General features: G+C 41.8%; 20 protein-coding genes. 19 read left to right on the top strand and 1 reads right to left on the bottom strand.

Translation table 11 applies throughout. The features are described 5' to 3' along the window. The first annotated feature begins 42 nt into the window (after positions 1-42). The 12 genes from aroB (at position 43) to N8M93_RS00910 (ending at position 10,673) form a co-directional block, all read left to right on the top strand. A complete protein-coding gene (aroB, locus tag N8M93_RS00965) occupies positions 43-1,140 on the top strand; it encodes a 3-dehydroquinate synthase (protein WP_261129130.1) in 1,098 nt (365 codons plus the stop codon). Positions 1,141-1,215: 75 nt separating this feature from the next. Then, positions 1,216-2,319: a histidinol-phosphate transaminase gene (gene hisC / locus N8M93_RS00960; protein ID WP_261129129.1), complete on the top strand. Its 1,104-nt coding sequence runs from the start codon at positions 1,216-1,218 to the stop codon at positions 2,317-2,319. Between the two features lie 289 nt (positions 2,320-2,608). Then, positions 2,609-3,517: a hypothetical protein gene (locus tag N8M93_RS00955; RefSeq protein ID WP_261129128.1), complete on the top strand. Its 909-nt coding sequence runs from the start codon at positions 2,609-2,611 to the stop codon at positions 3,515-3,517. A gap of 18 nt (positions 3,518-3,535) precedes the next feature. Next, positions 3,536-4,798: a tetratricopeptide repeat protein gene (locus tag N8M93_RS00950; RefSeq protein ID WP_261129127.1), complete on the top strand. Its 1,263-nt coding sequence runs from the start codon at positions 3,536-3,538 to the stop codon at positions 4,796-4,798. A gap of 184 nt (positions 4,799-4,982) precedes the next feature. Continuing rightward, positions 4,983-5,519 (top strand): ReoY family proteolytic degradation factor, encoded by a 537-nt coding sequence (locus tag N8M93_RS00945; protein ID WP_261129126.1) that lies wholly within the window; start codon positions 4,983-4,985, stop codon positions 5,517-5,519. A gap of 258 nt (positions 5,520-5,777) precedes the next feature. After that, positions 5,778-6,242 (top strand): YpiF family protein, encoded by a 465-nt coding sequence (locus N8M93_RS00940; RefSeq protein ID WP_261129124.1) that lies wholly within the window; start codon positions 5,778-5,780, stop codon positions 6,240-6,242. Between the two features lie 142 nt (positions 6,243-6,384). After that, positions 6,385-6,882 (top strand): ubiquinol-cytochrome c reductase iron-sulfur subunit, encoded by a 498-nt coding sequence (locus N8M93_RS00935; RefSeq protein ID WP_261129122.1) that lies wholly within the window; start codon positions 6,385-6,387, stop codon positions 6,880-6,882. 15 nt (positions 6,883-6,897) lie between these two features. Then, positions 6,898-7,572, top strand: a complete 675-nt coding sequence (gene qcrB / locus N8M93_RS00930; protein WP_221565180.1) for a menaquinol-cytochrome c reductase cytochrome b subunit — start codon at positions 6,898-6,900, stop codon at positions 7,570-7,572. Positions 7,573-7,601: 29 nt separating this feature from the next. Further along, positions 7,602-8,363 carry a menaquinol-cytochrome c reductase cytochrome b/c subunit gene (locus N8M93_RS00925; protein WP_221565179.1) on the top strand — a complete coding sequence of 254 codons (762 nt, stop codon included), beginning with the start codon at positions 7,602-7,604 and terminating at the stop codon, positions 8,361-8,363. A 77-nt stretch (positions 8,364-8,440) separates the two neighbouring features. After that, positions 8,441-9,031 carry a DUF1405 domain-containing protein gene (locus tag N8M93_RS00920; protein ID WP_261129117.1) on the top strand — a complete coding sequence of 197 codons (591 nt, stop codon included), beginning with the start codon at positions 8,441-8,443 and terminating at the stop codon, positions 9,029-9,031. 115 nt (positions 9,032-9,146) lie between these two features. After that, positions 9,147-9,959, top strand: coding sequence for a sporulation protein YpjB (ypjB, locus tag N8M93_RS00915; protein WP_261129116.1), 813 nt, complete (start codon positions 9,147-9,149; stop codon positions 9,957-9,959). Between the two features lie 39 nt (positions 9,960-9,998). After that, positions 9,999-10,673, top strand: coding sequence for a zinc metallopeptidase (locus N8M93_RS00910; protein ID WP_261129114.1), 675 nt, complete (start codon positions 9,999-10,001; stop codon positions 10,671-10,673). Positions 10,674-11,255: 582 nt separating this feature from the next. Here the strand turns inward: N8M93_RS00910 and N8M93_RS00905 are convergent. Further along, positions 11,256-12,128: a YitT family protein gene (locus N8M93_RS00905; protein ID WP_261129112.1), complete on the bottom strand. Its 873-nt coding sequence runs from the start codon at positions 12,126-12,128 to the stop codon at positions 11,256-11,258. Positions 12,129-12,329: 201 nt separating this feature from the next. On the opposite strand from N8M93_RS00905, the gene N8M93_RS00900 reads away from it, so the two are divergent. Genes N8M93_RS00900 through N8M93_RS00870 form a run of 7 tightly spaced genes read left to right on the top strand, consistent with a single transcriptional unit; the run spans position 12,330 to position 17,905 of the window. Then, complete coding sequence (locus tag N8M93_RS00900) at positions 12,330-12,668, top strand: nucleotide pyrophosphohydrolase (RefSeq protein WP_261129110.1); 339 nt, start codon at positions 12,330-12,332, stop codon at positions 12,666-12,668. Further along, positions 12,665-13,471, top strand: a complete 807-nt coding sequence (dapB, locus tag N8M93_RS00895; protein WP_261129109.1) for a 4-hydroxy-tetrahydrodipicolinate reductase — start codon at positions 12,665-12,667, stop codon at positions 13,469-13,471. The genes N8M93_RS00900 and dapB overlap by 4 nt, the downstream gene beginning before the upstream one ends. 9 nt (positions 13,472-13,480) lie before the next feature. Beyond that, positions 13,481-13,894: a methylglyoxal synthase gene (mgsA, locus tag N8M93_RS00890; RefSeq protein WP_261129107.1), complete on the top strand. Its 414-nt coding sequence runs from the start codon at positions 13,481-13,483 to the stop codon at positions 13,892-13,894. Next, on the top strand, positions 13,891-14,595 hold the full coding sequence (bshB1, locus tag N8M93_RS00885; RefSeq protein WP_261129105.1) for a bacillithiol biosynthesis deacetylase BshB1: 705 nt from the start codon (positions 13,891-13,893) through the stop codon (positions 14,593-14,595). Before mgsA ends, bshB1 begins: the two co-directional genes overlap by 4 nt. Before the next feature lie 2 nt (positions 14,596-14,597). After that, entirely contained in the window at positions 14,598-15,743 is a 1,146-nt protein-coding gene (bshA, locus tag N8M93_RS00880) for an N-acetyl-alpha-D-glucosaminyl L-malate synthase BshA (RefSeq protein WP_261129103.1), read from the top strand. Positions 15,744-15,755: 12 nt separating this feature from the next. After that, positions 15,756-16,946, top strand: a complete 1,191-nt coding sequence (locus tag N8M93_RS00875; RefSeq protein WP_261129102.1) for a CCA tRNA nucleotidyltransferase — start codon at positions 15,756-15,758, stop codon at positions 16,944-16,946. Further along, a complete protein-coding gene (locus N8M93_RS00870; protein WP_261129097.1) occupies positions 16,919-17,905 on the top strand; it encodes a biotin--[acetyl-CoA-carboxylase] ligase in 987 nt (328 codons plus the stop codon). Before N8M93_RS00875 ends, N8M93_RS00870 begins: the two co-directional genes overlap by 28 nt. Positions 17,906-18,299 lie beyond the last annotated feature (394 nt).

Raw genomic sequence — 18,299 nt, 5'->3', positions numbered from 1 at the left:
GGAATACTTGGACTATTTCGATTCAATCAGAGGAGTTTTAAATTGGAAACCATTGAAGTAAGAACGGATAATGAACAATACCCTGTTTATATCGGACAAGGGATGATATCAAATTTAAATGATATTATAAAGGAAACTGTTCCAGAGTGCAGCAGCATTTTGATCATTTCTGATAGTAATGTTGCACCACTTTATCTCAATCTAGTCAAGAAGAAACTCGAAGGCCATCAGGTGAATGAATGGATCATCCCTGCAGGAGAATCAAGTAAATCCTTGCGAGAATATGAAAAAGGCATTACCTACGCCTTGCGTTGTCAATTGGATCGTAAATCCCTGATCATAGCTCTTGGAGGCGGAGTTGTCGGCGACCTTGCTGGTTTCATAGCTGCGACATACCTTCGTGGCATCAGGTTCATCCAAATCCCGACAACACTGTTAGCTCATGACAGCAGTGTAGGAGGAAAGGTGGGAATCAATCATTCATTAGGTAAAAACCTGATCGGAGCCTTCCACCAACCAGAAGCGGTCCTGTTCGACGTCGATTTCCTTAAAACATTGCCTGCCAGGGAATGGCGGTCCGGATTTGCCGAGATTGTAAAGATGGGGCTTATTAGAGATGCAGAATTCTATGACTATCTATCTTCTAATGTTGAGTCTCTACCTGTGAAAGAAAACATACTGGAAAAAGTCATCAAGCGCGCTATAGAACTAAAGGCAGAAATCGTAAGTTTGGACGAGCGAGAAGCTGGAATCCGGGCATATCTCAACCTCGGGCATACACTTGGGCATGCGATCGAAGCTGAAAGCAGGTATCAAAGCATTTCACATGGAGAAGCTGTCATGATAGGGATGCTGTATGCAATCAAATTGAGTGAAGAACGATTGGAGCGTCCGATCGTATCCGGAAAATTTTATGACTGGATCAGCCGATTAGGGTATGCGAATTGGCATCCTACCTTGAACCGGCCGGGATTATTACTTGAGAGAATGAAGCAGGACAAGAAAAATAGTAGACGACAAATATGGATGGTTTTACTTGATGAATGTGGTGAAGCGACCCTCGAAAAGGTAGAGGATCAAGTCATACTTGAACATTTGGATTCTTTCAAGTCTTGGGTTAAATCAAACGGCACGAGTTGATGGTTTACACAACACAAGGCACAAGAAAATAATTGAAGCAATCTACATAATATGATTTTGGACAGGGGTGTTTGTATGAAAGCGAAACAGCAGATTTTATCATTGAAAGCCTATCAGCCAGGTAAACCTATTGAAGAGGTCAAAAGGGAACTCGGATTGACATCAGTGACGAAACTCGCATCGAATGAAAATCCGTTTGGCTGTGCAGCAGCAGTAAAGGATGCCGTAATGGATGAGTTGAACAGTGTATCGATCTATCCGGATGGATATGCAGCAGAGACAAGGTACAAGCTAGCTGATCACTTGAATGTAAAACCGCAACAAATTCTTTTCGGTAATGGTTCAGATGAGGTGGTAGAGATGTTCTGCCGTACATATTTGTCGCCTGAATCGAACACCGTAATGGCTTCGCCGACCTTTCCGCAATACAAACATAATTCGGTGATTGAAGGTGCTGAAATCATTGAAATACCTCTTACGAATGATGGAAAGCATGATCTTGATAAAATGTATGAAGCCATCGATAGGAACACGAAGATCGTCTGGATTTGCAGTCCAAATAATCCCACAGGGACATATGTCACAGAAAAAGAACTCGTATCATTCCTTGAAAAGGTACCGCCGGATGTCATTGTAGCTTGTGATGAAGCTTACCAGGAATATGTTGTCTCAGACGACTATCCAGATACATTGAAGCTACAACGTGATTATCCTAACTTGATCATATTCCGTACATTTTCCAAAGCATTCGGATTAGCCTCTTTACGTATCGGATATGGTGTTGCCCATGAGAATCTGATTAAAGTGGTTGATCCAGTCCGTGAACCCTTCAATACTTCTCGCGTTGCGCAAAGAGCAGCAATCACAGCGCTGGATAATTTGGATTTTATTGAGATGTGCCGCGAACGGAACCGTGAAGGAATGAAGATGTATGAAGATTTTTGTGATAAATATCATTTGGAATATTTCCCATCACAAGGGAACTTCATCCTGATCGACTTCAAAACGAAACAGGGAGATGAAGTGTTCAATTATTTGTTGAAAAACGGTTACATCGTCCGTTCAGGAAATGCTTTAGGTTTTCCTACAAGTGTACGTATTACGGTGGGAAGTACTGAGCAAAACGAAGGAATCATACAATGTCTATCCAATTGGCTGGAAAACGAGGCAGACGGTTGATTTTATCAGAAAAGATACAATTATATAAATTTTCAAAAAATATATTGATTTTTCAGTATAGCTTGTTATAATAATTGTAGTATGGTTTCTCTCCACTCCTATCCATATAAAAATGGACTATTGATCCAGTTATCTTGCAGGACTCCTGCATGTTAACTGGGCTTTTTTTTATTTATTGTAATAAAACTGTCATACGGTTAGCTTTGAAGCAAAAAAGTTCTGAAATCTGCTCTCTCCTCATAGCCTGTCTATAACACCGTTTTCTATTTTGAGGAGGGGACCGCAGGTAATGGAATATATTTTAGAAAATGTCTGGACGACTGATAAAGTTCCTCGGCAAAAACATGTGCATATCAAAAATAATGTTGTGTGTTATGTTTCTGAAAGACCTCTTAGAATGAAGTGTTTTTCTGTAAATTCTACTGGATTGAATGTGGTCCCAGGTCATATTCTTAGACATTTTGAAATCAGTGAAATTAATGAGGAATCATTGCTGAAACATTGTGAAGAACTCGTAGTCCAGGGATGTACCGCTATCGTCACGGCTTTTACATTGAAATACACAAAGGAATTCATCACACGTCTTGAAGATTTCAGGAAACAGCTCGCTATCTTCCCGATCGACTACGTAATTGGTCTGCAGATGCCTATGACTCGTATTTCCCCTTCACTGATTCGAACCTGCCAGAAGCATAAAATTCCTTTCATCAATGCAATTGTAGAACAAGAAGAAGATTTGGATACTGTCATTTGGGAATGGATCAGGAACGTGAATTTCCCATACACAATCCCAATCGTTGCTGATTGGTCGCAACTTCCAGTGCATGAAAAAAGATTAATTCAATTGAAAGAGAAGTGGAACAGAATCTGTAAAGAGAAATCGATCTGTACAATCGATTCATTCCCAGATGAAGGAAAACGATTTACAAAAGAACAACTACAAAGTCTTGGGATCTATCCTAAAAAGGGTTCATGGGTGTCCGGCTGTGATGTGGATTATTTGATTTATAAAGAAAACATTTCGGTTGATGAGGAACAAATACTCAAGTATGATGGAAGTAATAATCCAGATATTGTTGTACAAAATGGAAAGGTCATCAAAGCGGGAGAGGAAATTCACCTTGAACCAGGTGCTGGGAGAGAGTTGAGAATCATAAGGCCAGGTATTTTCCGTGCGATGTCCAACGACTTGTTATAGAAAGAAAGGATGTCCATCATGCCCAGTGTGCAGGAAGCTATTGAGAGTATAGACCGGGGAGAGATCGAAAAGGGACTCGGTTTATTGAAAAACGTAAGAGAAAGCGCTGATCATGATACTTTGTTAGAGATCGCACAACTTTACAATGAACTTGGATTCATGGACGAAGCGATTGATGTCACAGAAGAATTGATTGCGTTTTATCCGGATGTAGATGAGTTGAAATTGTTTGCAGCCGAACTATATATGGAGATAGAACGAGAAGAAGAAGCACTTCAGCAGCTTTCAACCATCACACCTGATCATGAAGGATATCTTGAAGCTCTCATGCTTTCAGCTGATTTATATGAAAGACAAGGACTTACTGAAGTAGCAGAACAGAAATTGTTGAGTGCCAAACGTATTGCTCCGAATGAACCGGTTATTACATTCGGACTTGGGGAATTTTATTTGCATCAAGGTAATTTTAAAAGAAGCAGAATTTATTATGAAGAATTGCTCAAATCCGGCCATGAACATTTCAATCAGACTCCTATCTTCTTACGCATGGCAGAATCTTTGACAGGATCCGGTCAATTTGAGGAAGCCTTGAAATATTACGAAAAAGGGCTTCATGACGAGTCCAACCCGGATGATTGGTTTGGATATGCTTTGACAGCAAGCGGGATCGGTGAATACCAGAAGACGATACAAGCCCTCACTCACTTGAAGGAATTGGATCCGCAATATACGACATTATACCCGGTATTGGCACAAGCGTATGAAGAAGAGGGGGCTTTGAAGGAAGCGATGGATGTCAGCCTGGAAGGGATTCGTTGGGATGAATTCAATGAGGAATTATACCTTCAGGCTGGAAAACTAGCCTTCCGCATGAATAATCAGGAAAAAGGGTTTGAGTTATTGAAGAACACGTTAAGTCTGAATCCTTCTAATATGAAGGCGACAACTGTTCTGATGGAACAATACTTGCAAGGTGAAATGTTCGAATCTCTTATAGACCTGGCAGTCGAGATTGAACGTTACGGTGATCTTTCATCTGATGCGAACTGGAAAACAGCTGTTGCTTATAGGGAACTGGAAGATGATGAACACGCATTGGAAAAGTATGAAGAAGCATATACTGAGCTAAAAGAACAGTCTGAATTTCTAGAGGATTATGGATGGTATTCCCTAGAGATCGGTCACCGGGATAAGGCAAAGACCTTATTCAAAAAAGCGATGGAATTCGATCCAGACCGTTTTCACCTTGAGGAAGAGGTCAACAGACTGCAGGATTTGTGAATGATTTAGATTCTATTTCCAAAACTGGAATTTATTAAAAATACACAAAAATTTCACAATAAAGAAGGAATTGAATGTTTGGTGATAGAACATAGTAAGTAATCATCAAATGAATCATGTAAATTTGTTGAGCTGTAGGAAATTGTAAGATCTCGAATGACATGGGAATGATGGAGGGATTGCAATGAGCAGCACCGTTACCGTCCTAGAGAAAAAGGATTTTCTAAAATGGTTTCTAAACCACTATCAATTGAAAAAGCGTGAATGTGTATGGTTGCTGAACTATTTGGTAAGTGATGAAGCGCTGATGGAAAATGTCCATTTTGTGGAGAATGCAGAATACTGTCCGAAGGCGATCATCATGTCCACTAACTGTGTAGACGGTGTACCATTCAGGTTCTATAAACAGAATATCCTGACGACGGACGCAGAAAAATCGTTTCATGACATCCGCTTGAATCAGGACGAGGACGTTTATATCGAATTGAAGTTCAAAGGGGCATACCGTACACCTCAATACGTAGCTGTACTTGAGGAAAACCCTCATATTCCAGAGAACATGGTTCCAGATAAGAAGTATGGATTATGGGCAGAAATGATCCTTGATCAATCATTCAGCCATTTCCGTAAGAAATCTCTGCAAACGCAAATCGATGAGGCGCTTGATCGGAAGGATTACGATTCCTTCGAACGGTTGACTAAAGAACTTAATAAGCTATGATGATCAGAATTTTGAGATTATGTAGCTGCTCGCCATAACGAACAAACCCTTTCAAAGATAGAAAGAGGGTTTGTTCTTTTTTTGAGTTTTAGGGCGATCTGGCATAGGTTCTTTTAGATGGCAAATCAGTACTCAAACGGAGTGTTCTAGATTTAACACAGTCAGCTCTATCTTTTGGATGAATTGTTCTTAATCTTTTCCTAACCCGATTGGTAATGGTAAACTGAGGAGGAATGCACTTGAAGAAGGATGTGAACGATGATGAAATGGCGCTCTAAAGATTTGGACATGTACATTCAAGCTTCTGAATACGTAGACACAGCAATCGTCCCATTGATTCCGATTACATGGGGATCACAGATGAAGAATCATATACTCAAAGGTGAATTTCCTTTGATCTTGACCGAGGAAATTGAGCGACAATTGAAGGGGCGGGTTTTCCTTTTTCCGGCTGTTACATATTTGGTTAGTGAGTCTGATGAAGATGTTCTAAAACGGATTACCGTACTTACTGATGAACTTGAAAACGGAGGAATGCCATACCCGGTTTTCATCACTTCAGACGCAAGGTGGACAGGAATGGAAGAGTTCGGAGATCGTCTGGTCAATATACCACCCGTACCGTTAGAGCATATGGATGAAGAATATCAGAGAGAAATCGTATCTGAACAAGTCAAGCATATTCTACAAATTGTCACAAAAAAGTGGCAAAACGCATTTTAAAGCGAATAGATTGATTGAAATGGACAATCATATTATTGACGATGGTGTTAAGTTACGCTATCATGTTAATGTCCTAGTAATATATGTGTAATATAATGAATTGTCCGGTTGGACTTAGTCTACTGCGTAAGGGGGGAAACCAATGGCCAACAAAGATGAGGTCTCCAGACGACAATTTTTGAACTATACCTTAACCGGTGTCGGTGGATTCATGGCTGCGGGCATGCTCCTGCCGATGGTACGTTTTGCGATCGATCCTGTCTTGAAACAGGGTGCAGGTCAAGATATGGTAGCAGTTGTCGAAGAGAGTGATATCACAGAAGAACCGCAAAGATTTACGTTTAAAGTCAACCAAAAAGATGGCTGGTATGAATCAGAAGTCACACAAGCTGCGTGGGTGTTTAAAGACAAGAATGGTGACATCGTCGCACTATCACCAATCTGTAAGCACTTAGGTTGTACAGTAGACTGGGGAACAGACCCTTCTCATCCAAACCAATTCTATTGTCCATGTCATGGTGGACGATATACCAAGGATGGGACAAATGTAAAGGGCACGCCTCCACTAGCACCACTTGATGTTTATCAGAAAGAGGTCAAGGATGGCAAACTTTATTTAGGTCAAGCAGAACCACAGTAGAAAGGGGCGTAATCGATGTTACAAAAAATGTATGACTGGGTAGATGAACGTCTTGATATTACGCCTATGTGGCGAGATATTGCAGACCATGAAGTGCCTGAGCATGTCAACCCTGCTCACCATTTCTCAGCGTTCGTTTACTGTTTCGGCGGATTGACGTTTTTCATTACGGTAATCCAAATTCTATCTGGAATGTTTTTGACGATGTATTATGTACCGGACATAATCAATGCCTATGAATCCGTTCATTATCTGCAAAATGAAGTCGCTTTCGGTGTTATTGTCCGTGGGATGCACCACTGGGGTGCTAGTCTAGTAATCGTAATGATGTTTCTACATACTTTACGTGTTTTCTTCCAGGGTGCGTACAAAAAACCTCGTGAATTGAACTGGGTAGTCGGAGTATTGATTTTCGGAGTCATGCTTGGACTCGGCTTCACAGGTTATCTGTTGCCTTGGGATATGAAAGCGCTATTCGCAACGAAGGTTGGACTTGAGATCGCGGTGACCGTTCCTGTAATTGGACCGGCATTGAAAACACTGTTAGCAGGTGATGCTACGATCATCGGAGCACAGACATTGACGCGATTCTTCGCAATCCATGTATTTTTCTTGCCAGGTGCTCTTCTTGGCCTGATGGGAGCGCACTTTATCATGATTCGAAAGCAAGGAATTTCTGGACCACTGTAAAAGATGCGATAGGATAAGGAGGGAGAAAGATGCATCGTGGCAAAGGTATGAAGTTTGTCGGGGATTCCCGTATCCCTGCAGAACGTAAGCCTAACATTCCTAAGGATTACTCAGAGTATCCTGGGAAAACGGAAGCGTTCTGGCCAAACTTCCTTTTAAAAGAATGGATGGTCGGATCCGTATTCTTGATTGGCTATCTCATCCTGACAGTCGTTCACGAATCACCGCTTGAGCGTAAAGCGGATCCAACGGACGCTAGTTACATTCCGTTACCAGACTGGTATTTCTTATTTTTATACCAATTATTGAAATATAAATATGCAGCAGGGGATTACACACTGATCGGAACGGTCATCATGCCAGGTTTGGCATTTGGTGCCCTTTTGTTGGCACCATGGTTGGACCGTGGACCGGAGCGTCGTCCGAAGAAACGCCCTGTAGCAACCACTATGATGCTATTGGCATTGATTTCAATCGTCTTTCTGACTTGGGAATCAGTTGTCAACCATGACTGGGAAAAAGCTGAAGAACAGGGTAAACCGGTCGAAGTGGAAATCGATAAGGAAGCTGAAGGTTATAAAATATATCAGGAACAAACCTGTATAGGTTGTCATGGTAATAATCTTCAAGGTGGAAGCGGACCGTCTCTGATCGGAACTGGAATGAAACCCGAACAAATTGCTGACATCGCGAAAAACGGTGTAGGAAGCATGCCGGCTGATCAATTCCAGGGTTCGGATAAAGAGCTGCAAGAACTAGCAAAGTTTATTTCTGAACTTGAAAACGAATAACAACCAACACTAAGCTGACTTGAAAAAGTCAGCTTTTTTAACACATATTCAAGATACTGATGTTAAGGAGATCGACCATGAACACTATCTTAATACTATTGCGTCATCGTTCCGTCCTATGGATGCTGCTTATCATCAATATTTTAGGGACGATTTACGGATATATCTGGTATGCCGGACAGTTGAAAACGACCCCATGGTACTTTTTGCCGTTCGTACCGGATAGTCCGACCGCAAGCCTTTTCTTCGTATTTGTATTGATTGCATTTTTGCTAGGGCGCAATTGGCCGTTATTAGAATCACTAGCTGCAATTACTCTGTTCAAGTATGGCATTTGGGCTGTTGCGATGAATTTACTCGGAGGATATGTCAGCGGGTCGTTGACATGGGTAAATTATATGCTGATTTTTTCACATTTGGGAATGGCGATCGAAGGTCTTTTATATGCACCGCTTTACCGTATCAAAAGGTGGCATATTTATGTTGCCGGAGTATGGGTCATACATAATGAAATGATAGATTATCTCTTTGATATGGAACCTACTTATTCGGTTCTTGATATGTATACGACACAGATCGGCTACTATACCTTCTGGTTGAGCATCGTCTCTATCATGATTGTCTATCAATTGACGATCCGATCCAGATCTGCTACTCATTTTAAATAGAATAGCGTTCTACACTTGTCCTATCCTTCATAAGATGAACTATAGATATGGTTCAACGTCATTGTGACTTGTGAAAATACAAGGAGCTAGTTTCTTTAGAGGAGGGACAAGTTTTATGAGAGGAGTATTGTTTGCACTGCTGATCATGTTACTCATCCAATTACCTGCATCGATAAGCGCCGCTGAAGATGGAAGTGATCATTGGAAAAAGCTGAGCGATTTATCGTATAAAGCGCTTCAATTAACTAAAGCGGAAAAATATGCAGATGCTAAAGATGTATTACGTTATTTTGAAGATGAATATCTCAGTTTAACGGATGAGCAAAAGAAATTATCGATGCATAATCTCAGGGTTTTTACAACGAGCTATGAGGAATCACTAAAAGTATTGACGAATATATCAGCCACACATGAAGAACGTGTCGATGCTTTAGTCGAATTGCACTTGGTGGTTGATGCTGTAAACTCAACCCACCAGCCACTTTGGAAATCTACTAAGAATGAATTGATGCATTCATTGGAACAAATGAAGGATGCAGCTGCAAACCAGGAGCTCCAAAGTTTTTATGCACATTTCAATCAATTTTTATCCGAATACGATAAGATCCATGCTGCTTTAAGTGTCGATCTACCACCAGAGTTATTAACCCGTATAGACTCCTACATCACCTATCTGGATGAAAACCGATCCTTGATCGTTACGACTGATCACCAGCTCCAACAGATCAATGTTATTGAAGCGGGATTGATCAATGCATTTGAAACGACGCAAGAGGACGGCGCCGATCCATCGATCCTTTGGCTCATCTTTACCGTCGGAGGCGGAATTATTTCTACATTATTTTATGTAGGATGGAGAAAATATTCGGGAGAAAAGAAAGAATACCAAACGTTTTCAAAAGAGAAAGAATATAACCGCTTCCGTTAAGTGTTTTTCTAAATCGCACTGAAGGTAGGTAAACCTAAAATGTTTCTAATTTATTTTCTGCTATTGCTGGCGATTCCATTATGGGCCCAATTCAGAGTGAAAAAAGTATACAGCAAATATTCGCAGCTACCGTCTGAATATGGAATGTCTGGAGCTGAGGTCGCTCGGAAAATCCTCAATGACAACGGTCTTTTTGATGTAGAAGTGGAACCTGTAAGAGGGAAGTTGTCTGACCATTATGATCCCAGGTCAAAAGTGGTCCGGCTTTCAGAGGATAATTATTATGGCCACTCTATCGCAGGAACAGCAGTTGCAGCTCATGAGGTTGGACATGCCATCCAGCATGCCAACCATTATACACCTTTAAGAGTCCGCCATGCTTTAGTACCTGTTGCAGCGATCGGATCAAATCTATCTTATTTTCTGATCCTGATCGGTATTTTAATGAATGCTGCAAACTTGATACTCCCAGGAATTTTACTGATGGCAGGAGCTGTCCTCTTCCAACTCGTGACGTTACCGGTTGAATTCAATGCAAGCAATCGTGCTATGGACCAGATTGTACAATTAGGAGTAATCCGTAATGATGAAGAACGGCAAGCCAAGAAGGTTCTGAACGCAGCAGCATTGACTTATGTTGCATCAGCGTTAGTCGCTTTATTAGAACTCGCGCGATTTGTATTCATCTTTTTAGGGATGAACCAATCTGACTGAACATAAATGAATTCGTTTGATGGACATCGTCTGCAAGCGAATTTTTTTGCGCATTTTTATTAATCTTTGCTAAATACTAAAGGCTCTTTTCTAGAAGATTGTTGCTTTGGTGTCATTAAAAAACACCTTGTGTAAGTTGATTGGAGAGCAACGTGCGAGACTCCTCGAAAATGAAAATCGTATGTTCTTCGTGCGATGTAATGCTGCCGAAGCTTTCCTTGTCCTGCGTGGTCAGCGTGCCTACTACCTGAATAATCTCTTCGCAAGGCATGCGACGAGGTAGCTCGCTTCGACAGGACTTTCTTGTAGACGCAGGAGCACAAATGTTTACTTGAAAAGGACTCCTGAGGTCGCAAGGCGACGGTGGGCTCACCGCACGCCCTGCGGAACCGAGCATCCAGGAGCGGAAATCAACGACTTTTAAAAAAAACTTGGCGAGACCAAGCCTTTTGTAGGTCGAGCCTTAGTTGCCCTTATACCGAGGAAAGTATTTTATACTTTCTTTAAGTGCAAGAGCAACAAAGTTTGCGAAAACAAGCCATACTAAAAAAGGATTGCGCCTCTGCGCAATCCTTTCACTATTCAATCATGTAGGGGATTTTTGTTTTCATCCAATGTGAATCCTTCGCCCAGTACATCATGGACATCATTTACTGCAACAAATGCATGTGGATCGATTTGTTGGATGAGGTTGCGTAATCTGAAAATTTCGTTACGCGCTATGACGCAATATAGGACTTCTTTCTGTTGTCCGGTAAATGTCCCTTTTCCATTTAAAACTGTCGCTCCCCGATCCAGTTCTTGAATGATACGGTTGGCGATTTCCGCATTCTTTTCTGAAATGATCATGGCAGCTTTTGCAGCATACGCTCCCTCTTGGATGAAATCGATGACTCTTGCACCTACGAATACAGCCACAAGTGTGTACATCGCTTCCTTATAATTTAAATAGGTAATGGTTGCGGATATGATGACGAGAGCGTCAAATAGGAACATCGTCTTTCCGAAACTCCATCCAATGTATTTATTGACGAGTCGTGCGATGATGTCTACTCCACCAGTGGTACCCCCATACCTGAAAATGATACCTAATCCAACTCCGATGAACACACCTGCAAACAGGGCAGCCAATGTCAGATCCTCATGCAATGGAAACGATAACCTGAAATGATATTGGAAAATCCATAAAAACAATGAAACGGCCACTGTCCCGATGATCGTATAAAGGAATGAATTTCTACCAAGTAACCTCCAGCCGATCAAGAATAATGGAATGTTCAATACGAGGTTTGAAATTGCGGGATCGATGGCAAATAGGTTGTAAAGGATAAGTGTAATCCCTGTAAATCCACCTTCTGCAAGGTTGTTCTCAATATTAAAATGAATGATGCCAAAACTGAAAATTGCTGAACCAAGCAAGATGAATAGTACGTTTTTGATCTTGATCTTCAGCATAGGCAGCCTCCTTTCGCAATTCATGTTGTTTGATGACTGGGTTGGAAATACTAACCATGATTCGGTTTTTTCATATAGATTGAAAAAACAGCAATTTGAACTTTAATGATTGTTCCTTAATCAATCTATCCATGTCTTAATCATTTGTCAAACGGTTTCGATTTAGCTAACATGAAGAGTAGTATGAAATGAGGTGTAGATATGGATGAACGTACGATGAGAGAGATGCAGAAGGAAGTGGATGCCTATATAGGTCAATTTAAAGAAGGCTACTTCAGCCCGTTAGCGATGTTAGCAAGGATGACTGAGGAATTAGGTGAACTTTCACGCGAAGTTAATCATCATTATGGTGAAAAGCCGAAGAAATCCACTGAACGCGAACAAACGATTGAAGAAGAACTAGGAGACCTTTTATTTGTCATCATTTGCTTTGCAAACTCGTTACATATTGATTTAGATGAAGCACTCCATATCGTGATGGAAAAATTCAATACAAGAGATAAAGATCGTTGGACAAGAATCGAGGAGGCAGGAGAATGAGTCAGGAAAATATCCGTATCATCATTGCAGGACCAAGAGGTAAAATGGGAAAAGAAGCTGTGAAAATGGTGAATGGAACAACCCATTTTACATTAGCAGCAGTAGTCGATACCAAAAATGCAGGAACGAAACTAAGTGATTTGGAAGATCAACCTGATCTGGACATTCCAGTCTACGATGATTTTTTAACATGTATCAATGAAATCGAAGCAGATGTACTGATCGATCTGACGAAACCTGAATCCGGGAAAAAACACTTGGAAGCGGCCCTTGAGAATGGAATACGTCCAGTTATCGGGACGACAGGATTTACTGATGAAGAAATCCAAAAGTTCACCAAAGTGGCAGAAGAGAAGGAGTTAGGGGCAGTCATTGCGCCAAACTTTGCTATAGGAGCGATTTTGATGATGAAATTCGCCCAAATGGCTGCTAAATACATGCCGGATATTGAAATTATAGAAAAACATCATGATCAAAAGCTCGATGCACCATCTGGTACAGCAGTGAAAACGGCACAAATGATCAAGGAAGTAAGGGAACCGAAAGTGCAAGGGCATCCAGATGAAAAAGAAGATATGGAAGGTGCTAGAGGTGCGGAAGATGATGGTTTAAGAATCCATAGCGTACGTTTGCCAGGTTTAGTTGCCCATCAAGAAGTATTATTAGGCACAACTGGACAAACGCTATCCATCAAACATGATACGATCGACAGAAGCGCATTCATGCCTGGTGTGAAAATGGCGGTTGAAACGGTGATGAAACTTGACGTTCTCGTATATGGCCTTGAAAATTTGATGGAATAGAGGAAGATTATGAATATTGCACTGATTGCTCATGATGAAAAGAAGCAGGATATGGTCAATTTTGCAGTTGCTTATCAGCCTGTTTTGAAAAAACATAACCTTTTTGCTACTGGCACAACTGGGATGAAAATCGCCGAAGCTACTGGATTGGATGTACTCCGTTTCAGATCCGGTCCTCTAGGTGGTGATCAACAGATCGGAGCGATGATTGCAGATGATAAAATGGATCTTATCATCTTCTTCAAGGATCCTTTGACAGCTCAGCCGCATGAACCAGATATAGCTGCGCTCATACGGCTTTGTGATGTTTATCAGATTCCATTGGCTTCGAATATGGCTAGTGCTGAATTGTTCATCCATGCACTAAGACGTGGTGATTTTGATTGGCGGAAAGTGATTCATGAACGGGGGGAGAGAGGATGATAGGAGACCTTGATATCCTGGCGTTTGGTGCACACCCCGATGATGTTGAAATTGGTATGGCAGGCACAATGATTCTCCATGCGCAAAAAGGATATAAGACGGGTATTTGCGATTTGACGCTGGCGGAACTTTCATCGAATGGTAATGTGGAGATGCGTCAGAGAGAAGCTGCGCAGGCGGCTAAAGTGTTGGGACTTCAAGAACGTATCAACCTGGAGCTTCCGGACCGGGGCTTACGATTGACGGAATCGTACCTCCAAAAGGTTGCACAAGTTATCAGGAAGTATAAACCTAGTATCGTTTTTATACCTCATCCTGAGGACCGTCATCCTGATCACGGGAATTGCAGCCGATTAGTCGAAGAAGCGGTTTTTTCAGCTGGAATACGCAAGTATCAGGTTGAGGGAGAGTTGCCTGCACACCGAGTTGATAAAGTGTATTATTATTTCATCAACGGTTATGAGCGACCACATTTTTCTGTCGATATCTCGGAAGTATCTGTTGAGAAAAAGGAAAGTTTGAAAGCGTACAAAAGTCAATTCATTGCAAGTGATGAAGGTGTAGAAACCCCGTTGAACAATGGCTACATCGAAGCTGTGGAAGCACGCGATACACTTTTCGGCAAAGAAGCGGGTTTAAAGTGCGCCGAAGGATTTTTTTCACGGCGTCCGCTTGTGATCAATGATTTGTTAGGAGATTGAATATGAAAAAACTGAAAATCGGCATCACTTGTTATCCGACAATCGGAGGGTCGGGGGTTGTCGCAACAGAGCTTGGAAAAATGCTTGCAAATGAAGGACATGATGTCCATTTCATCACTTCTAGCATTCCTTTCCGGCTTGAAAAATTCTATCATAATATCCACTTTCATGAAGTTGAAGTCAACCAATATTCGGTATTCCGATATCCACCGTACGATTTGACACTTGCAAGTAAAATGGCTGAAATAGCTGAACGTGAAAAGCTTGACCTGCTGCATGTCCATTATGCTGTCCCTCATGCGATCTGCGCTTACCTTGCCAAGCAAATGGTTGGTGAGAATCTTAAAATCGTTACGACATTACATGGTACAGACATAACAGTATTAGGTTATGATCCAAGTCTAAGTGAGCTGATCCGATTCGGAATTGAAAAATCAGATTCAGTAACAGCGGTATCCAGAAGCCTCATCGAACAAACAAAAGTACTTTTCGGTACAGAAAAAGAAATCGATTGTGTGTACAATTTCATTGATGAAGAAGTTTATCAACGTAAGCATGATCCTGAGCTGCGCAGCAAATACGGAATCCAACAAGATGAAAAGGTGCTGATCCACGTTTCGAATTTCAGATCTGTCAAACGAGTTCCAGATGTTGTGAGAACTTTTCATAAGGTTCGGCAAAAGCTCCCTGCCAAACTAATGTTGATCGGGGATGGACCGGAATTGACAGTTGCATGCAGATTGTCGAAAGATCTAGGCATTCAAGAAGATGTCCTCATTTTGGGGAAACAGGAAAACATTGCAGAATTGTTCTCAATCAGTGATGTCAAACTCCTCTTGTCGGAAAAAGAAAGCTTTGGTTTGGTTCTCCTGGAAGCGATGGCTTGTGGCGTTCCGGTAATCGGGACGAAAATCGGCGGGATACCTGAAGTGATCGATGAAGGCAAGACTGGTTACATATGTGAAGTAGGAAATATCGATCAGATAGCTGCAAGGACATTGGATATCCTTCAGGATGAAAACCTTCATCAAGAACTGTCCGAAAACGCAGTAGAGCATGTTCAAAATCACTTCCATTCGAAAATGATTTTGAATGATTATCTGGAAGTCTATGCAAAAACACTCGGCCTTAAGTCTGTCCGGGTATAGGAGATGTTCTGCATGTCCTTTACACTTGCACATGAAATAATTGAGGAACTGGAGTATCATGGGTTCGAAGCCTATATCGTCGGTGGGATCGTACGAGACCGACTGTTAGGGCGCCGAACAGGTGACATTGATATAGCGACTTCAGCACTGCCTGAAGAAGTACAAAGTATATTCCCGAAAACGATTCCTGTGGGAATTGAACATGGTACGGTGATTGTCCGGCATGGGAAACAATCCTTTGAGGTCACAACTTTCCGTACAGAAGGCCGTTATGAAGACTTTCGTAGACCAACGAAAGTCCATTTCCATCAATCGATCGAAGCAGATCTCTCAAGACGGGATTTTACAATCAATGCCCTGGCTCTCGATCGTGATGGGGGAATCATCGATCCATTCGGTGCTCAAGATGATATTGAACATAAGCTCTTGAAGGCAGTAGGTTTACCAGCAGATAGGTTCAAAGAAGATCCATTAAGGATGATGAGAGGGATCCGATTCGTTTCGGTGCTTGGTTTTGAATTTGAAGCGGAAACCTATTCCGCATTAGTGGAGAATGCTTTTCTTCTTGAAAAGATATCAATCGAACGCCTGCGGGATGAATTTGAAAAGATGCTGTTCGGGGAGTATTGTGAGCACGCACTGGACTTGCTTGAGAAGTCTAAAGTGAATCAACATTTGCCAGGGGGACCGTTTGATCTACAAATCAACCTCAGTAAATACCGATGGGATAAACTGAAGTCCATCGAAGAGCGTTGGGCTGCTTTTCTTATCCGTAATAATGTAGAGGATGCAAATGAATGGTTGCGAGTATGGAAGCTTCCGAATCAATTGAAAGCAAAAACGGTTCTGATTGTTTCTCTTATTCATGATTCAGTAGACTGTGCCTCTATGTTTACAATCTATAAGTATGGTTTGGACATTATAAAAGCAGTACTACGAGTGAAACGGTTCCTTGGAGACCAGCTGGAAATGGAAGAGGAGAATCTAGAAACTTTACATGCGCAACTCCCAATCAAAAAACGATCAGAACTGGCAATCGATGGGAATGATCTGCAACGATTTTTAAAACGGAAACCAGGTCCATGGATTGCTGTGTATATCGAACAAATTGAGCGAGGTGTCATTGAGGGGAAGATTGAGAACACCCCCTCAGGAATAAAGGAGTGCATTCAGGAATGGCAACCACCACAAGAGAAAGATTGATCAGTCTCCTGTCCGATACAGAAGATTATAAGTCTGGGCAGAAACTAAGTGAAGTGTTGGGTTGTTCAAGGACAGCCGTGTGGAAGCATATCGAGGAACTGAGAAAAGAAGGGTATGTAGTTGAAGCTGTACAAAAAAAAGGATATCGGATTACCACAAGGCCCAACAACCTTATACCAGGAGAAATCAAACATCAACTTGACACAGAAAAACTTGGTCATGAGATCTATTATGAAGAAAGTGTTGCCTCAACCCAGGAGATTGCCCATCAGCATGCATTGAAAGGGACACCGGAAGGGTCGATCGTGATTGCGGACGAACAGACATCCGGCAGAGGAAGGCTTGGAAGAGCCTGGCATTCTCCGAAAGGCAGCGGGGTATGGATGAGTGTGATCCTGCGGCCGAACATTCCTCCGCAAAAAGCACCACAGCTCACGTTACTGGCTGCGGTCAGCCTCGTGCAAGGGATTGAAGAAGTCACTGGTGTCGATGCACAAATCAAGTGGCCGAATGATATTTTGATTGATGGCAAAAAGGTAGTCGGAATCCTTACAGAGCTTCAAGCAGAAGCAGACCGGGTCAATTCAGTCATCATCGGTATCGGGATCAACGTCAATACACCTCTAGAAGCTTTTCCAGATGATATTTCTACTATCGCTACATCTCTGAAGATCGCAAGTGGAAAAGAAGTTGAAAGGGCATATTTGGTCCGTGCAATATTAGAAAAGATGGAGAGGCTGTATCACTTGTATTTGGACCATGGTTTTGCCCCTATCAAACTGTTATGGGAAGGTTCGGCAGCAAGCCTTGGGAAGCGAGTACGTGTACGGACGATCACAGGTGAATTATACGGAAACGCCAAGGGAATTACGGAGGAGGGGGTCCTTTTAGTCGAAGATGACGAGGGAACGATCCATCATGTGTACTCTGCAGATATTGATATCCCCCGAGAATCCTGAGAAGTTTCGATTCTTTTTACTGTGATTGGCACCGGGATGCTTGTATTTAGTGGACATCTGTTCAGGTGTCCTCTTTTTTTGTGAAAGCATTAGTTCACTTTAATCCATCGATTGTGTGGGTGCACCTCACCTGACTATAAGAAGTATTCTTTTAACACAGGAGTGAATTATCTGCTATAATGATCATGTAGGCGGTATCGTATCAACGAACTGCACTTATCCACATGTGTATACGTTTTGATTTCGTGATTGTTATGGTTCTGCCTTGATCCGAACATAGGACATGGACAGAGGGATGAAAGTTTGTAAGCGTTTTAATTCCCTTCTTTCTCATTGTCTGAAAGAAGGTTTTTTTAATGCATTGGCTTCGTTGGTGTCTACGGTTTATACCGAA

It is taken from the genome of Bacillus sp. Marseille-Q3570 (genome assembly GCF_946151055.1).
Taxonomy (GTDB): domain Bacteria; phylum Bacillota; class Bacilli; order Bacillales; family Fictibacillaceae; genus Pseudalkalibacillus.
Note: the sequence above shows the minus strand (reverse complement) of the source record. Positions and strands in the feature narration are given on the sequence as shown.

Excerpts from the sequence above, each read along its gene's own strand:
- hisC (WP_261129129.1), top strand. The coding sequence starts at position 1,216 with ATGAAAGCGAAACAGCAGATTTTATCATTGAAAGCCTATCAGCCAGGT.
- N8M93_RS00955 (WP_261129128.1), top strand. The coding sequence starts at position 2,609 with ATGGAATATATTTTAGAAAATGTCTGGACGACTGATAAAGTTCCTCGG.
- N8M93_RS00950 (WP_261129127.1), top strand. The coding sequence starts at position 3,536 with ATGCCCAGTGTGCAGGAAGCTATTGAGAGTATAGACCGGGGAGAGATC.
- N8M93_RS00945 (WP_261129126.1), top strand. The coding sequence starts at position 4,983 with ATGAGCAGCACCGTTACCGTCCTAGAGAAAAAGGATTTTCTAAAATGG.
- N8M93_RS00940 (WP_261129124.1), top strand. The coding sequence starts at position 5,778 with ATGATGAAATGGCGCTCTAAAGATTTGGACATGTACATTCAAGCTTCT.
- N8M93_RS00935 (WP_261129122.1), top strand. The coding sequence starts at position 6,385 with ATGGCCAACAAAGATGAGGTCTCCAGACGACAATTTTTGAACTATACC.
- qcrB (WP_221565180.1), top strand. The coding sequence starts at position 6,898 with ATGTTACAAAAAATGTATGACTGGGTAGATGAACGTCTTGATATTACG.
- N8M93_RS00925 (WP_221565179.1), top strand. The coding sequence starts at position 7,602 with ATGCATCGTGGCAAAGGTATGAAGTTTGTCGGGGATTCCCGTATCCCT.
- N8M93_RS00920 (WP_261129117.1), top strand. The coding sequence starts at position 8,441 with ATGAACACTATCTTAATACTATTGCGTCATCGTTCCGTCCTATGGATG.
- ypjB (WP_261129116.1), top strand. The coding sequence starts at position 9,147 with ATGAGAGGAGTATTGTTTGCACTGCTGATCATGTTACTCATCCAATTA.
- N8M93_RS00910 (WP_261129114.1), top strand. The coding sequence starts at position 9,999 with ATGTTTCTAATTTATTTTCTGCTATTGCTGGCGATTCCATTATGGGCC.
- N8M93_RS00905 (WP_261129112.1), bottom strand. The coding sequence starts at position 12,128 with ATGCTGAAGATCAAGATCAAAAACGTACTATTCATCTTGCTTGGTTCA.
- N8M93_RS00900 (WP_261129110.1), top strand. The coding sequence starts at position 12,330 with ATGGATGAACGTACGATGAGAGAGATGCAGAAGGAAGTGGATGCCTAT.
- dapB (WP_261129109.1), top strand. The coding sequence starts at position 12,665 with ATGAGTCAGGAAAATATCCGTATCATCATTGCAGGACCAAGAGGTAAA.
- mgsA (WP_261129107.1), top strand. The coding sequence starts at position 13,481 with ATGAATATTGCACTGATTGCTCATGATGAAAAGAAGCAGGATATGGTC.
- bshB1 (WP_261129105.1), top strand. The coding sequence starts at position 13,891 with ATGATAGGAGACCTTGATATCCTGGCGTTTGGTGCACACCCCGATGAT.
- bshA (WP_261129103.1), top strand. The coding sequence starts at position 14,598 with ATGAAAAAACTGAAAATCGGCATCACTTGTTATCCGACAATCGGAGGG.
- N8M93_RS00875 (WP_261129102.1), top strand. The coding sequence starts at position 15,756 with ATGTCCTTTACACTTGCACATGAAATAATTGAGGAACTGGAGTATCAT.
- N8M93_RS00870 (WP_261129097.1), top strand. The coding sequence starts at position 16,919 with ATGGCAACCACCACAAGAGAAAGATTGATCAGTCTCCTGTCCGATACA.